This is a genomic window from Rudaeicoccus suwonensis (genome assembly GCF_007829035.1).
Taxonomy (GTDB): domain Bacteria; phylum Actinomycetota; class Actinomycetes; order Actinomycetales; family Dermatophilaceae; genus Rudaeicoccus; species Rudaeicoccus suwonensis.
In genome coordinates this window covers 1584581-1604878 of sequence record NZ_VIVQ01000001.1, presented here as the reverse complement: position 1 = coordinate 1604878, position 20298 = coordinate 1584581, and the positions used below count along the sequence as shown (strand labels likewise).

Annotated in this window: 16 protein-coding genes; 8 read left to right on the top strand and 8 right to left on the bottom strand. The window is 67.4% G+C overall.

What is annotated here, in order from left to right; genetic code table 11:
* Positions 1-64: 64 nt before the first annotated feature.
* From whiA to uvrA, 6 genes are all read right to left on the bottom strand, one after another.
* Positions 65-1045, bottom strand: coding sequence for a DNA-binding protein WhiA (whiA, locus tag BKA23_RS07315; protein ID WP_145226834.1), 981 nt, complete (start codon positions 1043-1045; stop codon positions 65-67).
* Positions 1046-1137: 92 nt separating this feature from the next.
* Positions 1138-2082, bottom strand: a complete 945-nt coding sequence (locus tag BKA23_RS07310; RefSeq protein WP_145226832.1) for a gluconeogenesis factor YvcK family protein — start codon at positions 2080-2082, stop codon at positions 1138-1140.
* A gap of 145 nt (positions 2083-2227) precedes the next feature.
* Complete coding sequence (rapZ, locus tag BKA23_RS07305; protein WP_145226830.1) at positions 2228-3115, bottom strand: RNase adapter RapZ; 888 nt, start codon at positions 3113-3115, stop codon at positions 2228-2230.
* Between the two features lie 15 nt (positions 3116-3130).
* Positions 3131-5167: an excinuclease ABC subunit UvrC gene (gene uvrC, locus BKA23_RS07300; RefSeq protein WP_145226828.1), complete on the bottom strand. Its 2037-nt coding sequence runs from the start codon at positions 5165-5167 to the stop codon at positions 3131-3133.
* 175 nt (positions 5168-5342) lie between these two features.
* Positions 5343-5795 carry a Rieske (2Fe-2S) protein gene (locus BKA23_RS07295; protein ID WP_145226826.1) on the bottom strand — a complete coding sequence of 151 codons (453 nt, stop codon included), beginning with the start codon at positions 5793-5795 and terminating at the stop codon, positions 5343-5345.
* 58 nt (positions 5796-5853) lie between these two features.
* Positions 5854-8985 (bottom strand): excinuclease ABC subunit UvrA, encoded by a 3132-nt coding sequence (uvrA, locus tag BKA23_RS07290; protein ID WP_145226824.1) that lies wholly within the window; start codon positions 8983-8985, stop codon positions 5854-5856.
* A gap of 95 nt (positions 8986-9080) precedes the next feature.
* Between uvrA and BKA23_RS07285 the strand changes: the two genes are divergently transcribed.
* From BKA23_RS07285 to BKA23_RS07270, 4 genes are read left to right on the top strand one after another with little or no spacing between them, the layout of a single operon-like run.
* Positions 9081-10934 carry a glycoside hydrolase family 15 protein gene (locus BKA23_RS07285; protein ID WP_246104506.1) on the top strand — a complete coding sequence of 618 codons (1854 nt, stop codon included), beginning with the start codon at positions 9081-9083 and terminating at the stop codon, positions 10932-10934.
* Positions 10924-11589: an MBL fold metallo-hydrolase gene (locus BKA23_RS07280; RefSeq protein ID WP_145226820.1), complete on the top strand. Its 666-nt coding sequence runs from the start codon at positions 10924-10926 to the stop codon at positions 11587-11589. Before BKA23_RS07285 ends, BKA23_RS07280 begins: the two co-directional genes overlap by 11 nt.
* On the top strand, positions 11586-12368 hold the full coding sequence (locus BKA23_RS07275; RefSeq protein WP_170226413.1) for a C40 family peptidase: 783 nt from the start codon (positions 11586-11588) through the stop codon (positions 12366-12368). The genes BKA23_RS07280 and BKA23_RS07275 overlap by 4 nt, the downstream gene beginning before the upstream one ends.
* The gene (locus BKA23_RS07270; protein WP_342783595.1) at positions 12365-13267 is read left to right on the top strand and encodes an EamA family transporter; all 903 of its coding nucleotides are present in this window, start codon (positions 12365-12367) and stop codon (positions 13265-13267) included. The genes BKA23_RS07275 and BKA23_RS07270 overlap by 4 nt, the downstream gene beginning before the upstream one ends.
* A gap of 68 nt (positions 13268-13335) precedes the next feature.
* Here the strand turns inward: BKA23_RS07270 and uvrB are convergent, their stop codons facing one another.
* Entirely contained in the window at positions 13336-15441 is a 2106-nt protein-coding gene (uvrB, locus tag BKA23_RS07265) for an excinuclease ABC subunit UvrB (RefSeq protein ID WP_145226816.1), read from the bottom strand.
* Between the two features lie 99 nt (positions 15442-15540).
* Between uvrB and BKA23_RS07260 the strand changes: the two genes are divergently transcribed.
* Positions 15541-16845, top strand: a complete 1305-nt coding sequence (locus BKA23_RS07260; RefSeq protein ID WP_170226412.1) for a threonine/serine exporter family protein — start codon at positions 15541-15543, stop codon at positions 16843-16845.
* Complete coding sequence (locus BKA23_RS07255; RefSeq protein WP_145226812.1) at positions 16842-17594, top strand: SDR family NAD(P)-dependent oxidoreductase; 753 nt, start codon at positions 16842-16844, stop codon at positions 17592-17594. The genes BKA23_RS07260 and BKA23_RS07255 overlap by 4 nt, the downstream gene beginning before the upstream one ends.
* A 7-nt stretch (positions 17595-17601) precedes the next feature.
* On the opposite strand, the gene lplAB is transcribed toward BKA23_RS07255, so the two are convergent.
* On the bottom strand, positions 17602-18651 hold the full coding sequence (lplAB, locus tag BKA23_RS07250) for a lipoate-protein ligase LplAB (RefSeq protein WP_145226810.1): 1050 nt from the start codon (positions 18649-18651) through the stop codon (positions 17602-17604).
* A gap of 41 nt (positions 18652-18692) precedes the next feature.
* Here lplAB and BKA23_RS07245 point away from each other — a divergent pair, with 41 nt between their 5' ends.
* Complete coding sequence (locus BKA23_RS07245) at positions 18693-19331, top strand: CHAP domain-containing protein (protein ID WP_145226808.1); 639 nt, start codon at positions 18693-18695, stop codon at positions 19329-19331.
* Between the two features lie 87 nt (positions 19332-19418).
* On the top strand, positions 19419-20294 hold the full coding sequence (locus BKA23_RS07240) for a ribose-phosphate pyrophosphokinase (protein ID WP_145226806.1): 876 nt from the start codon (positions 19419-19421) through the stop codon (positions 20292-20294).
* Positions 20295-20298: the final 4 nt, after the last annotated feature.

Below are 20298 nucleotides of genomic sequence, written 5' to 3'. Positions count from 1 at the left end.
GCCGACCACGGAGTGGACGTGACGCCCGTCATACGGACGTATGTCGGGTGGCCTTCGCCATGGCTCAGCTGTCGAGCATCTCCGGGGTGAGGTTGGCGTCGGTGCCGGGAATGCCGAGCTCGGCGGCCTTCTTGTCGGCCATCGCCAGCAACCGGCGGATGCGACCCGCGACGGCGTCCTTGGTCATCTGCGGCTCGGCCTTCTGGCCGAGCTCCTCGAGGCTGGCCTCCTTGAAGTCCAGCCGCAGCCGGCCTGCCTGGGCCAGGTGGTCGGGGACGTCGTCTCCGAGGATCTCCATGGCGCGCTCGACACGCGCACCGGCCGCGACGGCCGCCTGCACGGACCGCCGCAGATTCGCGTCGTCGAAGTTGGCCAGTCGGTTGGCGGTAGCGCGTACTTCGCGACGGATCCGGCGCTCCTCCCACGCCAGGAAGACGTCGGTGGCGCCGAGACGGGTCAACATGGCACCGATGGCATCTCCGTCACGTATGACGACCCGGTCGACCCCGCGGACGTCGCGTGCCTTGGCCTGCACTCCCAGGCGCCGCGCCGCGCCCACGAGAGCGAGTGCGGCTTCCTGACCCGGGCAGGTGACCTCCATCGAGGACGACCGGCCGGGCTCGGTGAGCGAACCGTGTGCCAGGAAGGCGCCGCGCCACGCGGCCTCCGCATCGCAGACCGAGCCGTTGACGACGCGCGGGGGCAGACCGCGCACCGGCCGACCGCGGTGGTCGATCAGACCGGTCTGCCGGGCGAGCGCCTCGCCGTCGTTGACCACGCGCACGATGTACCGGCTGCCTTTGCGCAGGCCGCCGCTGTTCATGACCAGCACCTCCGGGGTCTGCCCGTAGACCTCCGCGATCGACTGGCGCAGGCGGCGTGCCGCGGCGGCCGTGTCGAGTTCGGCCTCGATCACGATGCGCCCACCGATAATGTGCAACCCGCCCGCGAATCGCAGGATCGAGGAGATCTCGGCTTTACGGCAACAGGTCTTGGTGACGGCAAACCGACTGAGTTCGTCCTTGACGGCTGCGGTCATCGACATACGGATTCAATCCTCGTGCTTTCTCGGTGGCGTCATCGCCAGCGCGGGCTACGTCACCGATCGTAGGGCTCATCGGGCGTCGGTTCGGCGAATCACTCCACCACATCTCGATAGGCCGCCGCCAGTCGAAGGGTGTCATGGCTGCCCGGTTGGTCGACATCGGCCACATCGGCGAAAACAACCTCTGCGCCAAGGGATTCGGCTGTGCTACGCAGACTGTCGCCGTGATCGGCGACGACGCTCGGGTCGGCGAGAACCACATCGAGGTGCAGGTCAGGCGCGTGCGCGGCGAGCACCTCGAGGTGATCGGAGGCACTGAACCCGACCGTCTCACCGGTGTCCATGACCATGTTGAGCGTCAGCAGCCGCTTGGCGCTGGTGTGCACGAGGGCATCGCGCAGGTCGGGCACCAGCAGGTGCGGCATCACGGAGGTGAACCACGACCCCGGGCCGAGGATCACCCAGTCCGCGTCATACACGGCGTCGACGGCTTCGCGGCAGGCGAGCGGCGGGTCCGGATGCAGGCGCACGCTGAGCACCCGGCCGGAGGTGCTGGCGACCTCTGCCTGCCCGACGATCTCAGTGACCTCGTGCGGCAGGACCGGGTCTGCGCCGAGCACGTCGGCCTCGATGCGCAGGGGTTCGGCGGCCATCGGCAGCACCCGGCCGCGTGCACCGAGCAGCCGGCCGACCAGGTCCAGACCGGCGATCGGGTCGCCGAGCAGGTCCCACAGCGAGGCGATGATGAGGTTGCCGAGGGCGTGACCGCCGAGCGGGCCGTCACCTGCGAACCGGTGCTGCAGCGCGTCGCGCCACTGCAGGCCCCACTCGGAACTGTCGCACAGCGCCGCCAGCGCCATCCGCAGATCTCCCGGCGGCAGGATGTCGAACTCCTGCCGCAGCCGACCGCTGGATCCGCCGTCGTCCGCAACGGTCACGATGGCGGTGATCTTGTCGGTGACGAGCTGCAGTGCCTGCAGCGAGGCGAAGAGTCCGTGACCCCCGCCCAGCGCCGCAATGGCCGGGCGGCGGCTCATGCGGCAGTTCCCGAGGCAAGGCGACTGAGTGATTCTTCTCTCATCGGACCGTCGTCGTGTCGCGCGCATCGGCAGCTGCGATCCGACGGCACAAACGTTGCGCTCAAGGCTTTTCGAACTGCCCAGCCGTGGCGTCCAAGGCCGCTCATTCGCGGCCCAGATCACGGTGGACGACGAGAGCGTGCACATCCTCATGGTCCAGGCGGGTGGCGAGAGCCTCCGCCATCGCCACCGAGCGATGCTTGCCGCCGGTGCACCCGACCGCGAGTGTGACGTAGCTACGGCCCTCGCGCAGGTATCCGGCGATCATCGGCTTCATCAACTCGAGGGTGCCGTGCAGGAACTCCTGGGCACCGGGCTGAGCGAGCACGTAGTCGGCGACGACGGCCTCACGCCCCGTGTGCGGGCGCAGCTGCGGATTCCAGAACGGGTTGGGCAGGAAGCGCATGTCGAAGACCAGGTCGGCGTCGAGCGGGATGCCGTACTTGAATCCGAACGAGAGCACGGCAATGCGCAGCGCGGGACCGTCGTCGCCGCCGATGAACTCACGCACCTTCGCGCTCAACTGGTGCACGTTCAGACCACTGGTGTCGATGAGCATGTCGGCGTTCGATCGCAGGTCGCGCAGGATCTCGCGCTCGCGGATGATGCCTTCGAGCAGCCGACCCTCCCCCTGTAGCGGGTGCGGTCTGCGCACCGACTCGAACCGGCGCACCAACGCCTCGTCGGTGGCGTCCATGAAGACCACGGACGGCTGCCAGCCCTTGTCGCGCAGGTGGTCCAGGCCCACCTGAAAGTCGGAGAAGAACGTGCGGGAGCGGACGTCGACGACGGCCGCCAGTTTGGGCATGGTCTCGTCGTCGCGGGCGATCAGATCGGCCATCGACACCAGCAACTGCGGTGGCAGATTGTCGATGACATACCAACCACGGTCCTCCAGCACGTTCGCGGCGGTGGTGCGGCCTGCGCCGCTCATGCCGGTGACCACGATGAGTTCGGCGGAGCGGGGCGCTGACTCGTCGTTCTCGCTCATCGAGGCGACTCTCCTTCAGTCCAGGACTTCACCGGTGGTGAGGTTGACGGCGGGTGCGGCGTCGCCATCTTCTCGCAAGTGGGCATGGATCGTCGCGGCGAGACCCGGCCCGATGCCCTTGACCGCTGCGAGATCGTCGACGTCGGCTGCTTTGAGGCGCTTGACCGAGCCGAATTCGCGCAGCAGCGCCTTGCGACGCACCGCCCCGAGGCCCGGCACGTCGTCGAGCGCGGATGTGGTCATCGCCTTGGAGCGGCGTTGCCGGTGGAAGGTGATCGCGAACCGGTGCGCCTCGTCGCGCAGCCGTTGCAGCAGGTAGAGACCGTCGCTGGTGCGCGGCAGTATGACGGGGAAGTCGTCGCCCGGCACCCAGACCTCCTCGAGGCGCTTGGCCAAACCGACGACCGCGACATCGTCGATGCCCAGGGCCTCCAAGGCACGGGTGGCGGCGTCCACCTGGGGCTTGCCGCCGTCGACGACGACCAGTTGTGGCGGGTAGGCGAAACGCTTTGGTTTGCCGGTCTTTTCGTCGATCGGCCCGCTGGCGGGAGCCGGCCGGCCGCTACGGTCGAGCACCCCGGCGTCGTCGCCCTGGTCGGTGTCGTCGAGTTCGATGTCGCCCGCGTCATCGCGGTCGTCGAGGTAACGACGAAACCGGCGAGTGAGCACTTCGTCCATCGCAGCGGTGTCGTCGACACGCACCGAGCCGTCCGGTTGCGGTGTGCCACGCACGATGAAGCGGCGGTATTCGGACTTGCGCGGCAGGCCGTCCTCGAAGACGACCATCGACGCGACCACATTGGTGCCCTGCACGTGGCTGACGTCGTAACACTCGATGCGCAGCGGCGCCTGCGGCAGTTCCAGTGCCTCCTGCAGGTCCTGCAGGGCCTGGCTGCGCGCTGTCAGATCGCCAGCACGCGCGACCTTGTGCCGGGCCAGCCCCTGTTTGGCGTTGCGTTCGACGGTCTCCATGAGAGTGCGCTTGTCGCCGCGTTGCGGCACGCGCAGGTCCACGCGGGCCTGCCTGCGATCGGACAGCCATTGCGCCACCGATTCCGGATCGGGTGGCAGCACCGGGACCAGCACCTCGCGCGGCACGCCCTCAGGTGACTCTCCGCCATACACCTGCAGGAGGAGCCGTTCGACAACCTCGGCAAGTGCCAGATCGCCTTCGCTCTGCTTGTCGACCACCCAGCCGCGCTGGCCCCGCACGCGGCCGCCGCGGACGTGGAAGACCTGGACTGCTGCTTCGAGCTCGTCGTCATCGATGCCGAAGACGTCGGCGTCGGTCGCATCGCCCAGCACGACGGCCGAACGTTCGAGCGACTTCTGCAGGGCGACGATGTCGTCGCGCCGCCGCGCCGCGGTCTCGAAGTCGAGATCGTCACTCGCCTGCCGCATCTGCTGCTCGAGGCGTCTGACGAAGCGTGCGGTGTTGCCAGCCATGAAATCGCAGAACTCCTCGGCGATCTCGCGATGCTCGGCCTCGGTGACCCGCCCGACACAGGGCGCCGAGCACTTGTCGATGTAGCCGAGCAGGCAGGGCCGGCCGACCTGGCCGGCGCGTTTGAAGACTCCGCTGCTGCAGGTGCGGACCGGGAACACCCGCAGCAACTGGTCGAGGGTCTCGCGGATCGCCCAGGCATGGGCATACGGGCCGAAGTAGCGCGTGCCCTTGCGCTTCGAACCGCGCATCACCTGGGCGCGTGGGAACTCCTCGCCGAGGGTGACCGCGAGATAGGGGTAGGACTTGTCGTCGCGGTATTTGACGTTGAAGCGCGGATCGAACTCCTTGATCCAGGAGTACTCCAGCTGCAGGGCTTCGACCTCGTTGCGGACGACGGTCCATTCGACGCTGGCGCCGGTCGTGACCATCGACCTGGTCCGTGGGTGTAGCGCCGAGATGTCCTGAAAGTATGACGACAGCCGGCTGCGCAGCGATTTGGCCTTGCCGACGTAGATGACCCGGCCGTCCTTGTCCCGGAAGCGGTAGACACCGGGATCGGTCGGTATCTCCCCGGGACGGGGACGGTAGGTCGACGGATCTGCCACCCTGCCAGCTTAGGAAGCCGGACCGACAGTCGTTGTGCGGGACCGTGTCACCTGAAGCACGGGAGCGGCAACCGGTCGGCCGATCGGGAGGTATGCCGGGTCTCGGTTCCGGGACCCGGTGGCCACTGCACGACCTGCCGCGCGGTATGCCGAAGCTGTGTCCGAGGAGCGGTGGTCAGGAGATCTCGATCGTGTCGCCCGACACCGTCGCGGTCTTGGCCGGCAGCGGCCTGGTCGCCGGTCCTACGACGACGTTGCCGTTGGCGATGTTGAACTCGCTGCCGTGGCACGGACAGGTGATCACGCCGTCGGTGACCTCCGTGACGAGGCAACCCTGGTGAGTGCAGATGGCACTGAAGGCTTTGTACTCGCCCTTGGTCGGCTGCGTCACGACAGCGGTGATGGAGGTGTCGATGTAGCCGCCACCAACCGGCACCTTCGAGATCGGCACACTGCCGCTCTTGTTCGATGAACCGGCGCTGCTGCTGCCACCGCAGCCGGCCAGCACCGTCGCAGCCACCACGCCCCCGGCGACGCCTGCGGACTGCACCACCCGCCGCCGGGACGGACCAGTCGTCGGTACGGGCTGCGTCTGGTCGGGCTGGCGGGCGGTGAAGTCGGTCGTCATAGGCCCATCATGAGCGACGAAACCGGGCGTTCCGTAGGAGCCTCATTACCGCCACCTGTCAGCCGGCTTTCCGGGACCGCGTCGAGGCGGTCTTGGTCGCCGCGCCGGTCTTCGTCGTGCGCTTGGTGGTAGAGACCGACGCCGAGCGCGCCTTGCCGGCACTTCTTGCCTTGGCAGCGGTGGCCTTGGCGGCAGCGGTCTTTGCGGCGGCCGCTTCGGAGCCACCTGCCGTGGTGCCGGCGCGAGGAGCGGTCGCCTTGCGCCCGGTGGACGTCTGAGACGGCCGAGCGGAACTGCCCGACCTGGCCAGCAGCGGTGCGAGGAACTGCCCGGTGTAGCTCTCGGACACGGCTGCAACCTCCTCCGGGGTGCCGGTCGCGACAACTGTGCCGCCACGGTGGCCGCCCTCGGGGCCCATGTCGACGATCCAGTCGGCGGACTTGATCACGTCGAGGTTGTGCTCGATCACCACCACCGTGTTGCCCTTGTCGACCAGACCCTGCAACACCAGCAGCAACTTGCGGATGTCCTCGAAATGCAGACCAGTCGTGGGTTCGTCGAGCACATAAATGGTGCGGCCGGTCGACCGCTTCTGGAGTTCGGCGGCCAGTTTGACGCGCTGCGCCTCACCACCGGAGAGCGTCGGCGCCGGCTGCCCGAGACGCACATAGCCCAGCCCGACGTCGACAAGGGTGTTCATGTGCCGAGCGATCGCCGGGACCGCGGCGAAGAACTCCTTGGCCTCCTCGATCGGCATGTTGAGCACGTCGGAAATCGTCTTGCCCTTGAAATGGACTTCCAGCGTCTCCCGGTTGTACCGCGCTCCGTGACACACCTCGCAGGGCACATAGACGTCAGGTAGGAAGTTCATCTCGATCTTGATGGTGCCGTCTCCGGTGCACGCCTCGCACCGGCCGCCCTTGACGTTGAAGGAGAACCGGCCCGGCTGATAACCACGCACCTTCGCTTCGGTGGTCTCGGCGAACAACTTGCGGACGTTGTCGAAGACACCGGTATAGGTGGCCGGGTTGCTGCGCGGGGTGCGGCCGATCGGACTCTGGTCGACGTGCACGACCTTGTCCAACTGGTCGAGGCCTTCGACGGTGCGATGGCGACCCGGGACGTGACGCGCGCCATTGAGCTGGTTGGCCAACACGTTGTAGAGGATCTCGTTGACCAAGGTCGACTTGCCCGATCCTGAAACACCGGTCACCGCAACGAGATTGCCGAGCGGGATGCTGACGTCGACATCCTGCAGGTTGTGCTCACGGGCACCCCGGACGGTGATCTCGCGCCCGTCGCGCGGACGACGAACGGCCGGGGTGGTGATCTCGCGCCGGCCCGACAGATAGGCGCCTGTCAGTGACTCCGGGTGGGTCAGCAGGTCTGCGACGCTGCCGGAGTGCACGACGTTGCCGCCGTGCTCGCCCGCGCCCGGGCCGATGTCGACCACCCAGTCGGCGGTCGCGATGGTGTCTTCGTCGTGCTCTACGACGATGAGCGTGTTGCCGAGATCGCGAAGCCGCGTCAGCGTCTCGATCAATCGGTGGTTGTCGCGCTGGTGCAGCCCGATGGATGGCTCGTCGAGCACGTAGAGCACACCGACCAGGCCTGACCCGATCTGGGTCGCCAGCCGGATGCGTTGCGCCTCACCACCGGACAATGTGCCGGCCGGCCGGTCGAGGGACAGGTAGTCGAGGCCGACATCGAGCAGGAACCCCAACCGCGCCTCGACCTCCTTGATCACCCGCTCGGCGATCTGCCTCTCGCGCGCGGTGAAGTCCACACCCTGCAGGAAGGTCGCCGACTCCGAGATCGGCAGCGCGCACACCTGGGCGATCGACTGACCGCCGATGGTGACAGCGAGCGACTCCGGCTTGAGGCGGGCGCCGCGGCATACCGGGCAGGGCACCTCGCGCATGTAGCCCTCGTAGCGGTCGCGGCTCCAGTCGGACTCGGTCTCGGCGTGCCGACGCTTGACGAACGGGATCACGCCCTCGAAGCCGGTGGAATAGCTGCGCTCGCGGCCGAACCGGTTGCGGTATTTCACGTGCACCTGGTGGTTCTGGCCCTCGAGCAATGCGTGGCGTGCCCGGTCGGGCAGCGCGTGCCACGGGGTGTCGAGCGAGAACTTCAGGTCCTCCGCGAGGGCACCGATCACGCGCAGGAAGTAGTCGGCTGACTGCGAGCCCTGCGCCCACGGCAGGATCGCGCCCTCACGGATGGATTTGTCCTCGTCCGGGATTACCAGCGAGGTGTCGACCTCAAGCTCGGTGCCGATACCCGAGCACGCCGGACAGGCACCGAACGGCGAGTTGAACGAGAACGACCGTGGCTCGATCTCGTCCATGCCGAGCGGGTGATCGTTGGGGCAGGCCATCTTCTCGGAGAACCGTCGCTCGCGTAGCGGGTCGTCGGCGTCGAGATCGACAAGCTCCACCACCAGCACACCGTTGGCCAGCCCCAGAGCCGTCTCGACGGAGTCGGTCAGCCGCTGTTTGCCGGTGCGATCACCCTCCTTGGCGACGAGCCGGTCGACGACCACGTCGATGGTGTGCTTCTTCTGCTTCGCCAAGGTGGGTGGCTCGGCGAGCGAGACGACCTCGCCGTCGACGCGCGCGCGTGAGAATCCCTTGGTCTGCAGCTCGGCGAAGAGATCGACATACTCGCCCTTGCGGGCACGCACCACCGGCGCCAGCACCTGAAATCGGGTGCGATCGGGCAGTTCGAGCAGCCGGTCGACGATCTGCTGAGGAGTCTGCCGACCGACCGGTTCGCCGCAGACCGGGCAGTGCGGCCGGCCCGCCCGAGCGAACAGCAGGCGCAGATAGTCGTAGACCTCGGTGATCGTGCCGACCGTCGAACGAGGGTTGCGGTTGGTCGACTTCTGGTCGATCGAGACTGCCGGCGACAGGCCTTCGATGAAGTCGACATCGGGCTTGTCCATCTGGCCCAAGAACTGGCGCGCGTATGCCGACAGCGACTCGACATACCGCCGCTGACCCTCGGCGAAGATCGTGTCGAAGGCCAGTGACGACTTGCCCGAGCCGGACAGCCCGGTGAAGACCACGAGCGCATCGCGTGGGATGTCGATGGAGACGTTGCGCAGGTTGTGTTCGCGCGCACCGCGCACCCGCAGGTGGTCGTGGCTGCGGCCGGCGGCAGAGGACGATGAGAGCGACGAAGGCACCACGCCATGCTAGGTGGCACCACCGACAGCCAGACACGCCGCAAAGGACGAGATACCCCGGCGGCGGGACCAGCGTGCGGCATACCCTCGGGACCGTGACAGGTGATGACGAAGTCAACTCCAGCCAGACGACTCCCCCACGGGTGCGTATCGAGGACTACGCGATCATCGGCGACACCGAGACCGCAGCCTTGGTCAGCCGGGACGGGTCCATCGACTGGCTGTGTCTACCGCGGTTCGACAGCGCCTCGTGTTTCACCGCACTGCTGGGCGATCCGTCGCACGGCCGATGGCTGATCGGGCCGGTCAGCGAGGCCGACAGCCACCGCCGTTACATCGGCCGGTCCTCGGTGCTGGAGACCATTCACGAGACGGCAACGGGCATTGTCAAGGTCACCGATCTGATGCCGCTCGGCGCAGGCCGCGCCGATATCGTGCGCGTCATCGAAGGTCTCGACGGTGAGGTCGAGATGGCGCACGATTTTGTCGTCCGCTTCGACTACGGTCGCATCCGGCCGTGGGTGTCTCATCACGACGCTGACAGCGGTGACCAGGAGATCCTCGTCGCCATCGCCGGCCCGGACATGCTTCTGCTGCGAGGCAGCCGTCTGCCCCGGGGCGGTGACGGCCGCCACCACGACCGGTTCACGGTCCACGCCGGCGAGCGTCTGCAGTTCGACCTGTCGTGGGTCAGTTCGTGGAAGCCGATACCGGCACCGCTCGACATACCGGCGCGGATCACCCGCACGATCGAGACCTCACAGGACTGGGCCGCCGAGTGCACGTACGACGGTCCGTATGACGATGCGGTGGTCCGCTCGCTGTTGTTGCTGCGCCTGCTGACCGACACCCGGCGCGGTGGAATCGTCGCTGCCCCGACGACGAGCCTGCCCGAGGACCTCGGTGGCGTGCGCAACTGGGACTACCGGTTCTGCTGGCTGCGCGACGCCTCGCTCACGCTGGAGGCACTGCTGCAGGCGGGTTTCTCCGAATCAACGGCGTTGTGGCGAGACTGGCTGGTGCGCGCCATCGCCGGTGATCCACAGGACATGCAGATCATGTATGCCGTCGACGGGTCACGTCGACTGCCGGAGTCCACCCTGGACCACCTGCCGGGGTATGCCGGATCGCAGCCGGTGCGCGTCGGCAACGGCGCGGTCGACCAGAAGCAGACCGACGTGCTGGGCGAGGTGATGATCGCCTTGCATCTGGCCCGCGACCTCGGCCTCGAGGAGTCTCCGCACACCTGGGCCGTCGAGCGCGCGCTGGTGGAGGAGCTCGCCGACAACTGGCAGGACCCGGACAACGGCCTCTGGGAGATCCGCGGACCGCTGCGCCATTTCACCCATTCACGGGTCATGGTGTGGGCGGCCTTCGATCGCGCTGTGCGCGCTGTCGACGAGCACGGCCTCGAGGGACCCGTCGAACGATGGCGCGAACTCCGGGACAAGGTCCGCGAGGAAGTGCTCACCAAGGGCTTCAACACCGAGATCAACAGCTTCACCCAGCACTACGACACGACCGAGGTCGATGCCTCTCTGCTCAACATCCCGTTGGTCGGTTTCCTGCCCGGCGACGACCCGCGGGTGCTCGGAACGATCGACCGGATCGAGCACGACCTCATGCACCACGGCCTGCTGATGCGGTATCGCACCGAGGCGGGTGTCGACGGCCTGCCGGGACGCGAACACCCGTTCCTCGCGTGCTCGTTCTGGCTGGTGTCCGCGTATGCCAAGGCGGGCCGGCTCGCCGAGGCGCACGCTCTCATGGGTCGGCTGACCGGTCTGAGCAATGACGTCGGCCTGTTGTCCGAGGAATACGACCCGGTCGGGCAACGCATGATCGGGAATTTCCCGCAAGCGTTCAGCCACTTGACGTTGGTGCAGGCCGCTGTCGCGATTGCAGATGCGGAAAAGGCTCTCAGACAAGGAGATTCAGATGACGTATGACGGTCACGTCGCCCCGGGTGACGCGCCGATCTCGCACAATCTGGGCAACGCCACCATCACCAAACTGTCGGTGTCGGACATGCACAACAACGTCTACATCGTGCGGGATGCATCGACCGGAGATGCATTGCTCATCGATGCCGCCGACGACTGGCCGGCGATCGAGACCGCCATCAGCGACGCGCGGACGCATGTGACGGCGATCGCGACCACGCACCGGCACTGGGACCACGTGCGCGCGCTGGTGCAGACCGCGCACGCCACCGGTGCCAAGGTCATCGCGGGTGCGGACGACGCCGACGACCTGCCGCTGGCCGTCGATCGCGCCCTGCGGCATGGCGACCAGGTGCACGTCGGCGAGCTCGTGCTGGACGTCATACATCTGCGGGGTCACACACCTGGGTCGATTGCGCTGGCACTGCGCGCCTCCGACGGGAGCATCCATCTGTTCACCGGCGATTCGTTGTTCCCCGGTGGAGTTGGTGCGACCAATCATTATGATTACCAGTCATTTCCGCAGCTCATCGACGACGTGGAACATCGCGTCTTCGAGGTGTATGACGACAGGACCTGGGTCTACCCGGGCCATGGCGATGACACGACACTGGCCGCGGAGCGTCCACACCTGCAAGAGTGGCGTGCTCGCGGATGGTGAGTCCGACAACTGAACCGTCGAAGGGCAACGGCAACATCGTGAATCTCCCTGGCACCGCAACGATCCGAGTCCCTGTGGCGGGGGTGTGGGCCAGAACCACGTCACCGCGTCCGATCGATGCCGCCATCGTCGCGGACGATGCCGACCACGAGCAGTGGCTGCGTGATCTCGATGGCGTCGCCCTCGAGGACGGGCGACTGGGACTGCTGGATCGCTTCGAGACCGAGGCGCTCGAGGGTGAACCGGTGGTGGTGCGCTCCCACACCGCTGACGGGTGGAGCCAGGTCGTCTGCCCATGGCAGCCGAGCAGCAAGGATGCCGAGGGATACCCGGGGTTCATCCGCACGGCACATCTGGATGCCGGCGGCGCCACACGCGCGCGACCGTCTGCCGGCGGTGCCGTCACGCGCACCGATCTGCTGGCGGAGGCGCGGCGATACGTCGGCCTGGCCTATCTCTGGGGCGGCATTTCGGCCGACGGGCTCGACTGCTCCGGTCTGGTGCACTTCAGCTGCCGCAACCTCGGGCTCACGGTGGCGCGTGACTGCGACGACCAGCACGAAATCGACTGCGAACCGGTCGAATTGGGCACCACCGAGCCCGGCGACCTGCTGTTCTTCGCGCGACCGGCGGAACGCATCCATCACGTCGCGATCGCCGCAGGCGGCGACACGATCCTGCATTCGCCGTCGACCGGTCACCGCATCGTCGAGGAGTCCATGCCCGAGACCCGACGCCGCACCCTGGTGGCCGCTGGGCGCCTACGCTGCCTGCAGTGACCTTCGCACAGCCTTCGCGTCACCTCGCCGCCGTTCCGGCACCGCTTTTGGTGATGACGGGCATCGTGTCGGTGCAGTTCGGCGGAGCGTTGGCAGCGACGCTGCTGCCGACCGTCGGTGTCGCCGGCTCGGTGTCGCTGCGCCTCGTCCTGGCCGCCGCTGTCCTGTGTGTGATCGCCCGCCCACGCCTGCGCGGACACAGCCGCGGCGACTGGCTGGCGGTGTGTGGCTTTGCGGTCTCCCTGGGCGCCATGAATCTCTGCTTCTACGGAGCTCTCGAGAGGCTGCCCATCGGGGTGACCGTCACGATCGAATTCGTCGGACCGCTTGTGCTCGCGGCGGTGCTGTCCCGAACCCGTCGCGACGTGGCGGCGGTGGCGCTGGCCGCGCTCGGTGTGTTGCTGGTGTCCGGAGCGCTGTCGACGGATCTCGCCTCACTGGACCTTGTCGGCATCGGTCTTGCCTTGGCGGCGGGCGCCTGGTGGGCGGCATACATCATCGGATCGAGGCGGACCGGTCGGTGTTTCCCGGGCCTCGACGGCCTTGCCATCGCCATGGCGATCGCCGGGATCTTCGTGCTGCCGGCCGGTGTCCTGGAGGCGGGCGCTCACCTGTTCACTGCGACGGCGCTGTTGAAAGGTGCCGGAATAGCGTTTCTGTCGTCGGTGCTGCCCTACTCGCTCGAACTCATGGCGTTGCGTCGCCTGGCAGCGAACGTCTTCGGAATCCTGCTGTCCCTCGAGCCGGTCGCCGCCGCACTCGCGGGGTACATCGTGCTCGGTGAACACCTCGCAGCAGTGCGATTGTTCGGTATGGCGCTGGTCGTCGCGGCGAGCGTGATCGTGCTGGGTTCCGGTCGCGCCCAGACTGCAGAACCCACTGTCGAAGAAGCCGGCTGATCACCAGGTCACGCCACGCCCCGGCGAGCGACTCCGACCGGGCGCCTGCAGCTGCCATCTCCCAGTGACTACCTGGTCGCCTCCGTCATCTGGCGCAACTCCTTCTTCAGGTCGCCGAGCTCGTCCCGCAGACGCGCGGCCAACTCGAAGTGCAGATCGGTTGCGGCCTGGTGCATCTGGGCGGTCAGTTCCTGAATCAGGTTCGCCAGATCCGAGGCGGGCAGCCCGTGGACGCGAGCTGCGCCGGCTGCGTCGGCGTCGGCCGCGGCGGCTCCCCGACCACCGCGTCCCTTGCCACGCGACTGCTGCCGGCCACTGCCGATGAGTGCATCGGTGTCGGCATCCTCGCGTTGCAGCAGGTCGGTGATGTCGGCGATCTTCTTGCGCAACGGCTGCGGGTCGACACCGGCCGCCTTGTTGTAGGCCAGTTGCTTCTCGCGACGTCGGGTGGTCTCGTCGATGGCCTCCTGCATGCTCGGGGTGATCTTGTCGGCATACATGTGCACCTGCCCGGACACATTGCGCGCCGCACGACCGATCGTCTGGATCAGCGAGCGCGCCGATCGCAGGAAGCCCTCCTTGTCGGCGTCGAGGATGCTTACGAGCGACACCTCCGGCAGGTCGAGGCCCTCGCGCAGCAGGTTGATGCCGACGAGCACGTCGTATTCGCCCATCCGCAACTCGCGCAGCAGTTCCACCCGCCGAAGGGTGTCGACCTCGGAGTGCAGATAGCGGACCCGGACACCACGCTCCAGAAGGTAGTCGGTGAGGTCCTCGGCCATCTTCTTGGTGAGCGTGGTGACCAGCACACGCTCGTTCTTGGCCGTGCGCTCGTGGATCTCGTGCAGCAGGTCGTCGATCTGGCCCTTGGTGGGTTTCAGGACGATCTCCGGGTCGACCAGGCCGGTGGGCCGGATGACCTGCTCGACGACACCGTCGGCCTTCGCGACCTCATAGTCGCCCGGTGTCGCCGACAGATAGACGGTCTGGCCGATGCGTTCGAGGAACTCCTCCCACTTCAGCGGCCGGTTGTCCATCGCGCTCGGCAGCCGGAAGCCGTGGTCGACCAGCATCCGCTTGCGGGACATGTCGCCTTCGTACATCGCACCGATCTGCGGCACGGTCTGGTGCGACTCATCGATGACCAGCAGAAAGTCCTCCGGGAAGTAGTCGAGCAGGCAGTTCGGCGCCGTCCCGGGGCCACGGCCGTCGATGTGCCGGGAGTAGTTCTCGATGCCGGAGCACGAGCCCACCTGCCGCATCATCTCGATGTCGTAGGTGGTGCGCATCCGCAGCCGCTGTGCCTCGAGCAGCTTGTTCTGTCGTTCCAACGTCTTCAGGCGGTCCTCGAGTTCGGCCTCGATGCCGTCGATGGCGCGTTCCATCCGCGCCGGGCCGGCGACGTAGTGCGACGCCGGGAAGACGTACATCTCCTGCTCCTCGCGCACGACCTCACCGGTCAGCGGGTGCAGCGTGTAGATGCGTTCGATCTCGTCACCGAAGAACTCGATCCGGATCGCGAGCTCCTCGTAGACCGGGATGATCTCGACGGTGTCGCCACGCACGCGGAAGGTGCCCCGGGTGAACGCAAGGTCGTTGCGGGAGTACTGCATCTGCACGAATCTTCGCAGCAGGTCGTCGCGGTCGAGCTGCTCACCGACGCGCAGCTTCTGCATCCGGTCGACGTACTCCTGCGGGGTGCCCAGACCGTAGATGCACGACACCGATGCCACCACCACCACGTCGCGGCGGGTCAGCAGCGAGTTGGTGGCGCTGTGCCGCAGCCGCTCGACCTCGTCGTTGATCGAGGAGTCCTTCTCGATGTAGGTATCGGTCTGCGGGATGTATGCCTCGGGTTGGTAGTAGTCGTAATAGGAGACGAAGTATTCGACGGCGTTGTTGGGCAGCAGCTCGCGGAACTCGTTCGCCAGCTGCGCGGCCAGGGTCTTGTTCGGCGCCATGACCAGCGTCGGGCGTTGCACCTGCTCGATCAACCAGGCGGTCGTTGCTGATTTGCCCGTGCCGGTCGCACCGAGCAGCACGATGTCCTGCTCCCCTGACTGCACGCGCTTGGTCAGGTCGGCGATCGCGGTCGGCTGATCACCACTCGGGGAGTACTCCGAGACCACCTCGAAGGGTGCAACTCGACGTTTCAGATCAGTCGTGGGGCGCATGCATCGACCGTATACGGGTGCACCGACACCCCAACGGTGGCAGCGGGCACGGCAACCCGCCATACGTGCGCAGACCGACCCACCGGGATCATGTGCCGTATGACGAACGCCGCTGCGCCGCCACCATCTGACGACGTCGCCACGCCGGACGTGACGCGCGACTGCCTGCTCCAGGTCGGCGCGGCCCTGCTCGCCGGCGCTGCTCCCGTGCCGGACGTCGAGGCACAGTTGACCCGGCTCGGAGCCCGGATGGGAGTCAGCCACGTGCGAGTCGCGGCCACCCCGACCGGCGTCTTCGTGGCCACCACGCCCGATCAGGTGGTCGGCTTCGAATCTGTCTCGGAGACCTTGCGATTCGAGCAGATGACCCGGGTGCAGCAGGTCGTCGACAACCTCGGATCCGGGCAGATGCGAGCCGCGGACGCGGTCGCCGAGCTGGCGGACATCGAAGCGATGCCGGCGAGCCGGCCGGGCTGGCTGTGCGACCTTGCGATCCTGCCGATCTCCGTCGGCATCTGCGCGATCCTGCAACCGACCTGGCGTGACCTCGTGGTGACGGCGGCGGGGGCGCTGCTGGTCGCGGTCATCGTGATGATCGGGCACCGCTCCACCCTGGTGCGCACGCTGCAGCCACTACTGGCGTCCTTCGGGGTCGGCTGCGTCGTGCTGACAGCTGCACAGTGGTGGCCGTTGGAAGGCACCCTGCGCACCCTCGTCTGCTCGATCGCGGTGCTGCTGCCCGGTTCGATGATCGTGACGGGTATGTCGGAGGTCGCCTCCGGTGCAGCGGTCGCCGGAACGGCACGCCTGGTGTCCGGTGGAGTCCAGCTGGTGCTGTTCGCCGTCGGCGTCTTCACCGCCGTCGCGGCGACGGGCGTGGGTCTGGATGCCCTCACCAACGTGCGGGCATCGGACCTGGGACCGATCGCGCCGTTCGCCGGGGTGGCGCTGGTCGGCGCCGGGATCGTCGTCAACGTCGCTGCATCCCGGCCCGCCATCCCCTGGATCTGTGGCGTGCTGGTGCTGACCTTCGGCACGCAGTGGCTGGTGCAGAACACTGGGGAGTCGCACTCGGAGGGCTGGCCGGCGGTTCGGTCGCGGCGGCCTCGGCGGCGCTGGTGCATCGTTTCTCGGGCCGACCATTGCGCCTCGTGGTCTTCCTGCCGTCCTTCTGGCTGCTGGTGCCCGGCAGCCTCGGCCTGCTCAGCACCGCGCAGTTCGCAGCGGGCCACGCCGGCGTCTCGTCGATCGCGGCCACTGTCGGCGCCGTGGTCGCAGTGGCAGCAGGCACGCTCATCGGCAGCGCCGCGGGCCGCGCCGTCGAACGCGCCCTGGATCCGGCACGGCTCCCCGCGCCCGTCGTCGACCCGTCCGACGTGGAGCGCCACTAACCTGCTGCCATGACCCGACGCATCGTGATCACCGGTGGCGGCACCGGCATCGGCCTGGCCATCGCACACCGTCTGCTCGTCGAGGAGCCCGAGCTGATCCTGGTCGGCCGACGTGAGCGAGTGCTTCAGGATGCGGCGGACTCGCTCATGGCTGTCGACGAGTTGGCCCGAGTCACGACATACAGCTGCGATCTGACCGATCCGGTTGCGGTGCAGCATCTTTCGGATGCCATCACCGCCGATGACGGCATCGATGTGCTCGTTGCCAACGCCGGCGGCAATTACGGAGTCGGAGCCTCCGGCGGCTTGGGCGCCACTGCTGATGGATGGCGCGCCGACTTCGAGGGCAACGTGCTGACGACGGTGCTCCTCGCGCAGGCTCTGCAGCCGCACCTGCGTCGCCCGGGTGGCCGCATCGTGGCCATGAGTTCCATTGCGGCACTTCGTGGTTCGGGCTCCTATGGCGGCGCCAAGGCCGCCGTGAACGCCTGGGTGCTCGATCGGGCAACAGCGCTCGCGGCCGACGGCATCACCGTCAATGCGGTGGCGCCGGGCTTTGTGCCCGACACCGAGTTCTGGGCCGACCGCATCGCCGCGGACCCGACGTTGATGGACAACCGCACCGCGCCCGTTCCGATGGGCCGGCCGGGCACGCCCGACGAGATCGCCGAGGCCGTGGCCTACCTGGTCTCCCCCGACGCCGGCTGGACCACCGGGCAGATTCTGCAGGTCAACGGCGGGACGTTGCTGGGTCGCGGCTGAGCTGACCTCACGGGACGCGGTGGGTCCACTCCGTCGTGCCGAACTTCTCGCGCACCAGTTGCTCGGCGAGTTCGAGTTCCTCCGGGCGGTATGACGACAGCTCACTGCTGTAGCGGGCGAGAAAGGACGACGTGAAGGTCGCGAGGATGTCCGCGCGCGGCATACCGGTCTGCGAACGCATCGGGTCGACCCTCTTGTTGGCGCTCTTGGTGCCCTTGTCCGACATCTTCTCGCGCCCGATGCGCAACACCTCGAGCATCTTGTCCGCGTCGATGTCGTAGGCCATCGTCACGTGGTGCAGCACCGCTCCGGCGGCGAACCGCTTCTGCGCGGCGCCGGCGATCTTGCCCTTGTCGGAGGCGATGTCGTTCAGTGGGACGTAGTGCGCATTGATTCCGACATCCGCCAGCGCCGCCATCACCCACTCGTCGAGGAAGGCATAGGACCGCTCGAAGCTAAGTCCCTCGACCATCGACGACGGCACGACCAGCGAATACGTAATGCAGTTGCCGGGCTCCATGAACATCGCACCGCCGCCGGAAATCCTTCGTACGACGTCGATTCCGTGACGCGCGGCTCCGTCGGGGTCGATCTCGTTGCGGTAGCTCTGGAAGGATCCGATCACCACCAGCGGTGAATCCCAGTCCCAGAAACGCAACGTCGGCCGGCGCGTCCCGGCGGCCACCTCCTGCCCGATCACCTCGTCCAGGGCGACGTGCTGCACCGGCGGCAGCACTGTCGCCGGGATCACGTCGAAGGTGTGGTCCGCCCAGCCGGTCGCCTTGCCAAGGGCGCGTCGGACCGCGACGCCGACCGACTCCGGCGTGAATCCGATCAGCTGCACACCCGGGTCGAGCGCGCCGGTGATGGCCGACGACAGCTGCTCGACGGAGGCGGTGGCCGGCATACCGTTCAACGCGGCGTCGATGTCCTGCAGCGCTTCGTCGGGTTCGAGGAAGAAGTCGCCCGACACCGAGACGTTCGCCAGTCGGCCGTCCTCGACGTCGACATCGACCGCGACGAGTTTGCCGCCCAGAACCTTGTATTCGCCGCGCATGGTTCCAGGCTAGTGCGGCGTCAGCGGCATACGATCTCGGCATGTCGACCATCGATTCCGGGCGGACCGGGCAGTATGCCGCAGCCCCTCCCCCTGGCACGCCGCGGCGACGGCGCGCCCTCGTCGCGTGCGTGCTCGCACTGATCGTGTGTGTCGTCGCCGCGGGTGTCGTATGGCGCATGAAGAGCGGCCACTCCGCCGCCGGAAACGACAGCCGCGGCAGCTTTCCGGCGGTGGACCTGCAGGCGCTTCCCGCCGACCGTGCCGCGATCGTGCAGGTCGCGCACACGCAGTTCGACGACCCGGGGCCGGCCACGAAGTATTCGCAAGGTGCTCAGGAGGCCTGGTGCGCGGATTTCGTGAGTTGGGTATGGAACACCGCCGGCGTTCCGATGAGCAATCCCAACTCCGGATCCTGGCGGATACCAGGGGTTTACACGCTTCAGGACTACCTGCAGTCGGTCCACCGGCTGCACCTGCAGGGGTCTGGTTATCAGCCGCAACCGGGCGACCTCGTGCTGTGGAAGACCGGCAGCCGCTTCGGCGCCCACACCAATCTGGTGCTCAGCGACCGCGACGGCAGATTGACGACCGTCGGCGGGAACCAACCGGGCGGCATCACCGTCACAACCGAACCTGCCGACGATTCCGGCATTCTCGGCTTCGGATCGCCCGCCTGAAACGGCGGTTGCAGTCGATCGCGCCCCGGAACCGGCAGCATCCACCCATATTTGACATCGTGCGGATGTTTATTAATAATCATCTCCATGACGACAACAACGTGGATCACAGAACCAGGGTCGAGCTGGCCACAGCCGGCCCCGCTGGAGTTCTTCGGCTTCCCCGGGGGTGAGTGGTCGATCCGCAGGACGGGCGACCTCGACACCACCCAGGATCTGGTGGTCGATGTGCGCGGCAGCGGTACCGACGACCTCGTGCGGGCCGGCATCGCCGCCAGCTTCGCGCGCCACGCAGGGATGCGCACCGTGCTGTTGCTTCCCTACCTGCCCGCTGCCCGTTCCGACCACGACGAGGTCATGGGCGCGGAGGTCTACGCGACGCTGGTCAACGGCTTCGGCTTCGACCACGTCGTGACGATCGATCCGCACTCGAGTTTCTCCGCCGGGCTCTACGACCACCTCACGATCGCCGATCACACGCCCTTCGTGACGGCCGCCGCAGGCACCTGGCAGGACCGCACCGACGCGGTCAGCGGTGTGATCGCCGCTGACAAGTCCGGCAGCCTGCACGCGGCGAGCATCGCCACCGCACTCGGCGTGCCGATGTTCCAGGCGCTCAAGCACCGCGACCCTGCGACCGGTGGCCTGACCGGTTTCAGCGTCGAACCACTGCCTGCATCCGGGCAGCTCCTCGTGGTCGACGACATCTGCGACGGCGGCGGCACCTTCCTCGGCCTCGCGGGCGTCGCCGGCATACCGAAGGAACGCCTCGGCCTGTGGGTCACGCACGGCATCTTCTCCGGCAGTGCAGCCACCACCCTGCCCGAGGCATTCAGCTTCATCGCCTCCACCGACAGCGTCCCGAGCACTGCCGATTTCACCCACTTCGACGTCGAGCGCCAGCCGTTGCTGACCAGCCTGCTCGCCGCCATCGCCGACCACGACTCACCGAAGAAGGACTGAATCA

Bases quoted from the DNA above. Each gene is read 5' to 3' on its own strand.
- whiA (WP_145226834.1), bottom strand. From the start codon at position 1,045: ATGTCGATGACCGCAGCCGTCAAGGACGAACTCAGTCGGTTTGCCGTC.
- BKA23_RS07310 (WP_145226832.1), bottom strand. From the start codon at position 2,082: ATGAGCCGCCGCCCGGCCATTGCGGCGCTGGGCGGGGGTCACGGACTC.
- rapZ (WP_145226830.1), bottom strand. From the start codon at position 3,115: ATGAGCGAGAACGACGAGTCAGCGCCCCGCTCCGCCGAACTCATCGTG.
- BKA23_RS07295 (WP_145226826.1), bottom strand. From the start codon at position 5,795: ATGACGACCGACTTCACCGCCCGCCAGCCCGACCAGACGCAGCCCGTA.
- BKA23_RS07280 (WP_145226820.1), top strand. From the start codon at position 10,924: ATGACGTATGACGGTCACGTCGCCCCGGGTGACGCGCCGATCTCGCAC.
- uvrB (WP_145226816.1), bottom strand. From the start codon at position 15,441: ATGCGCCCCACGACTGATCTGAAACGTCGAGTTGCACCCTTCGAGGTG.
- BKA23_RS07260 (WP_170226412.1), top strand. From the start codon at position 15,541: ATGACGAACGCCGCTGCGCCGCCACCATCTGACGACGTCGCCACGCCG.
- BKA23_RS07255 (WP_145226812.1), top strand. From the start codon at position 16,842: ATGACCCGACGCATCGTGATCACCGGTGGCGGCACCGGCATCGGCCTG.
- lplAB (WP_145226810.1), bottom strand. From the start codon at position 18,651: ATGCGCGGCGAATACAAGGTTCTGGGCGGCAAACTCGTCGCGGTCGAT.
- BKA23_RS07245 (WP_145226808.1), top strand. From the start codon at position 18,693: ATGTCGACCATCGATTCCGGGCGGACCGGGCAGTATGCCGCAGCCCCT.
- BKA23_RS07240 (WP_145226806.1), top strand. From the start codon at position 19,419: ATGACGACAACAACGTGGATCACAGAACCAGGGTCGAGCTGGCCACAG.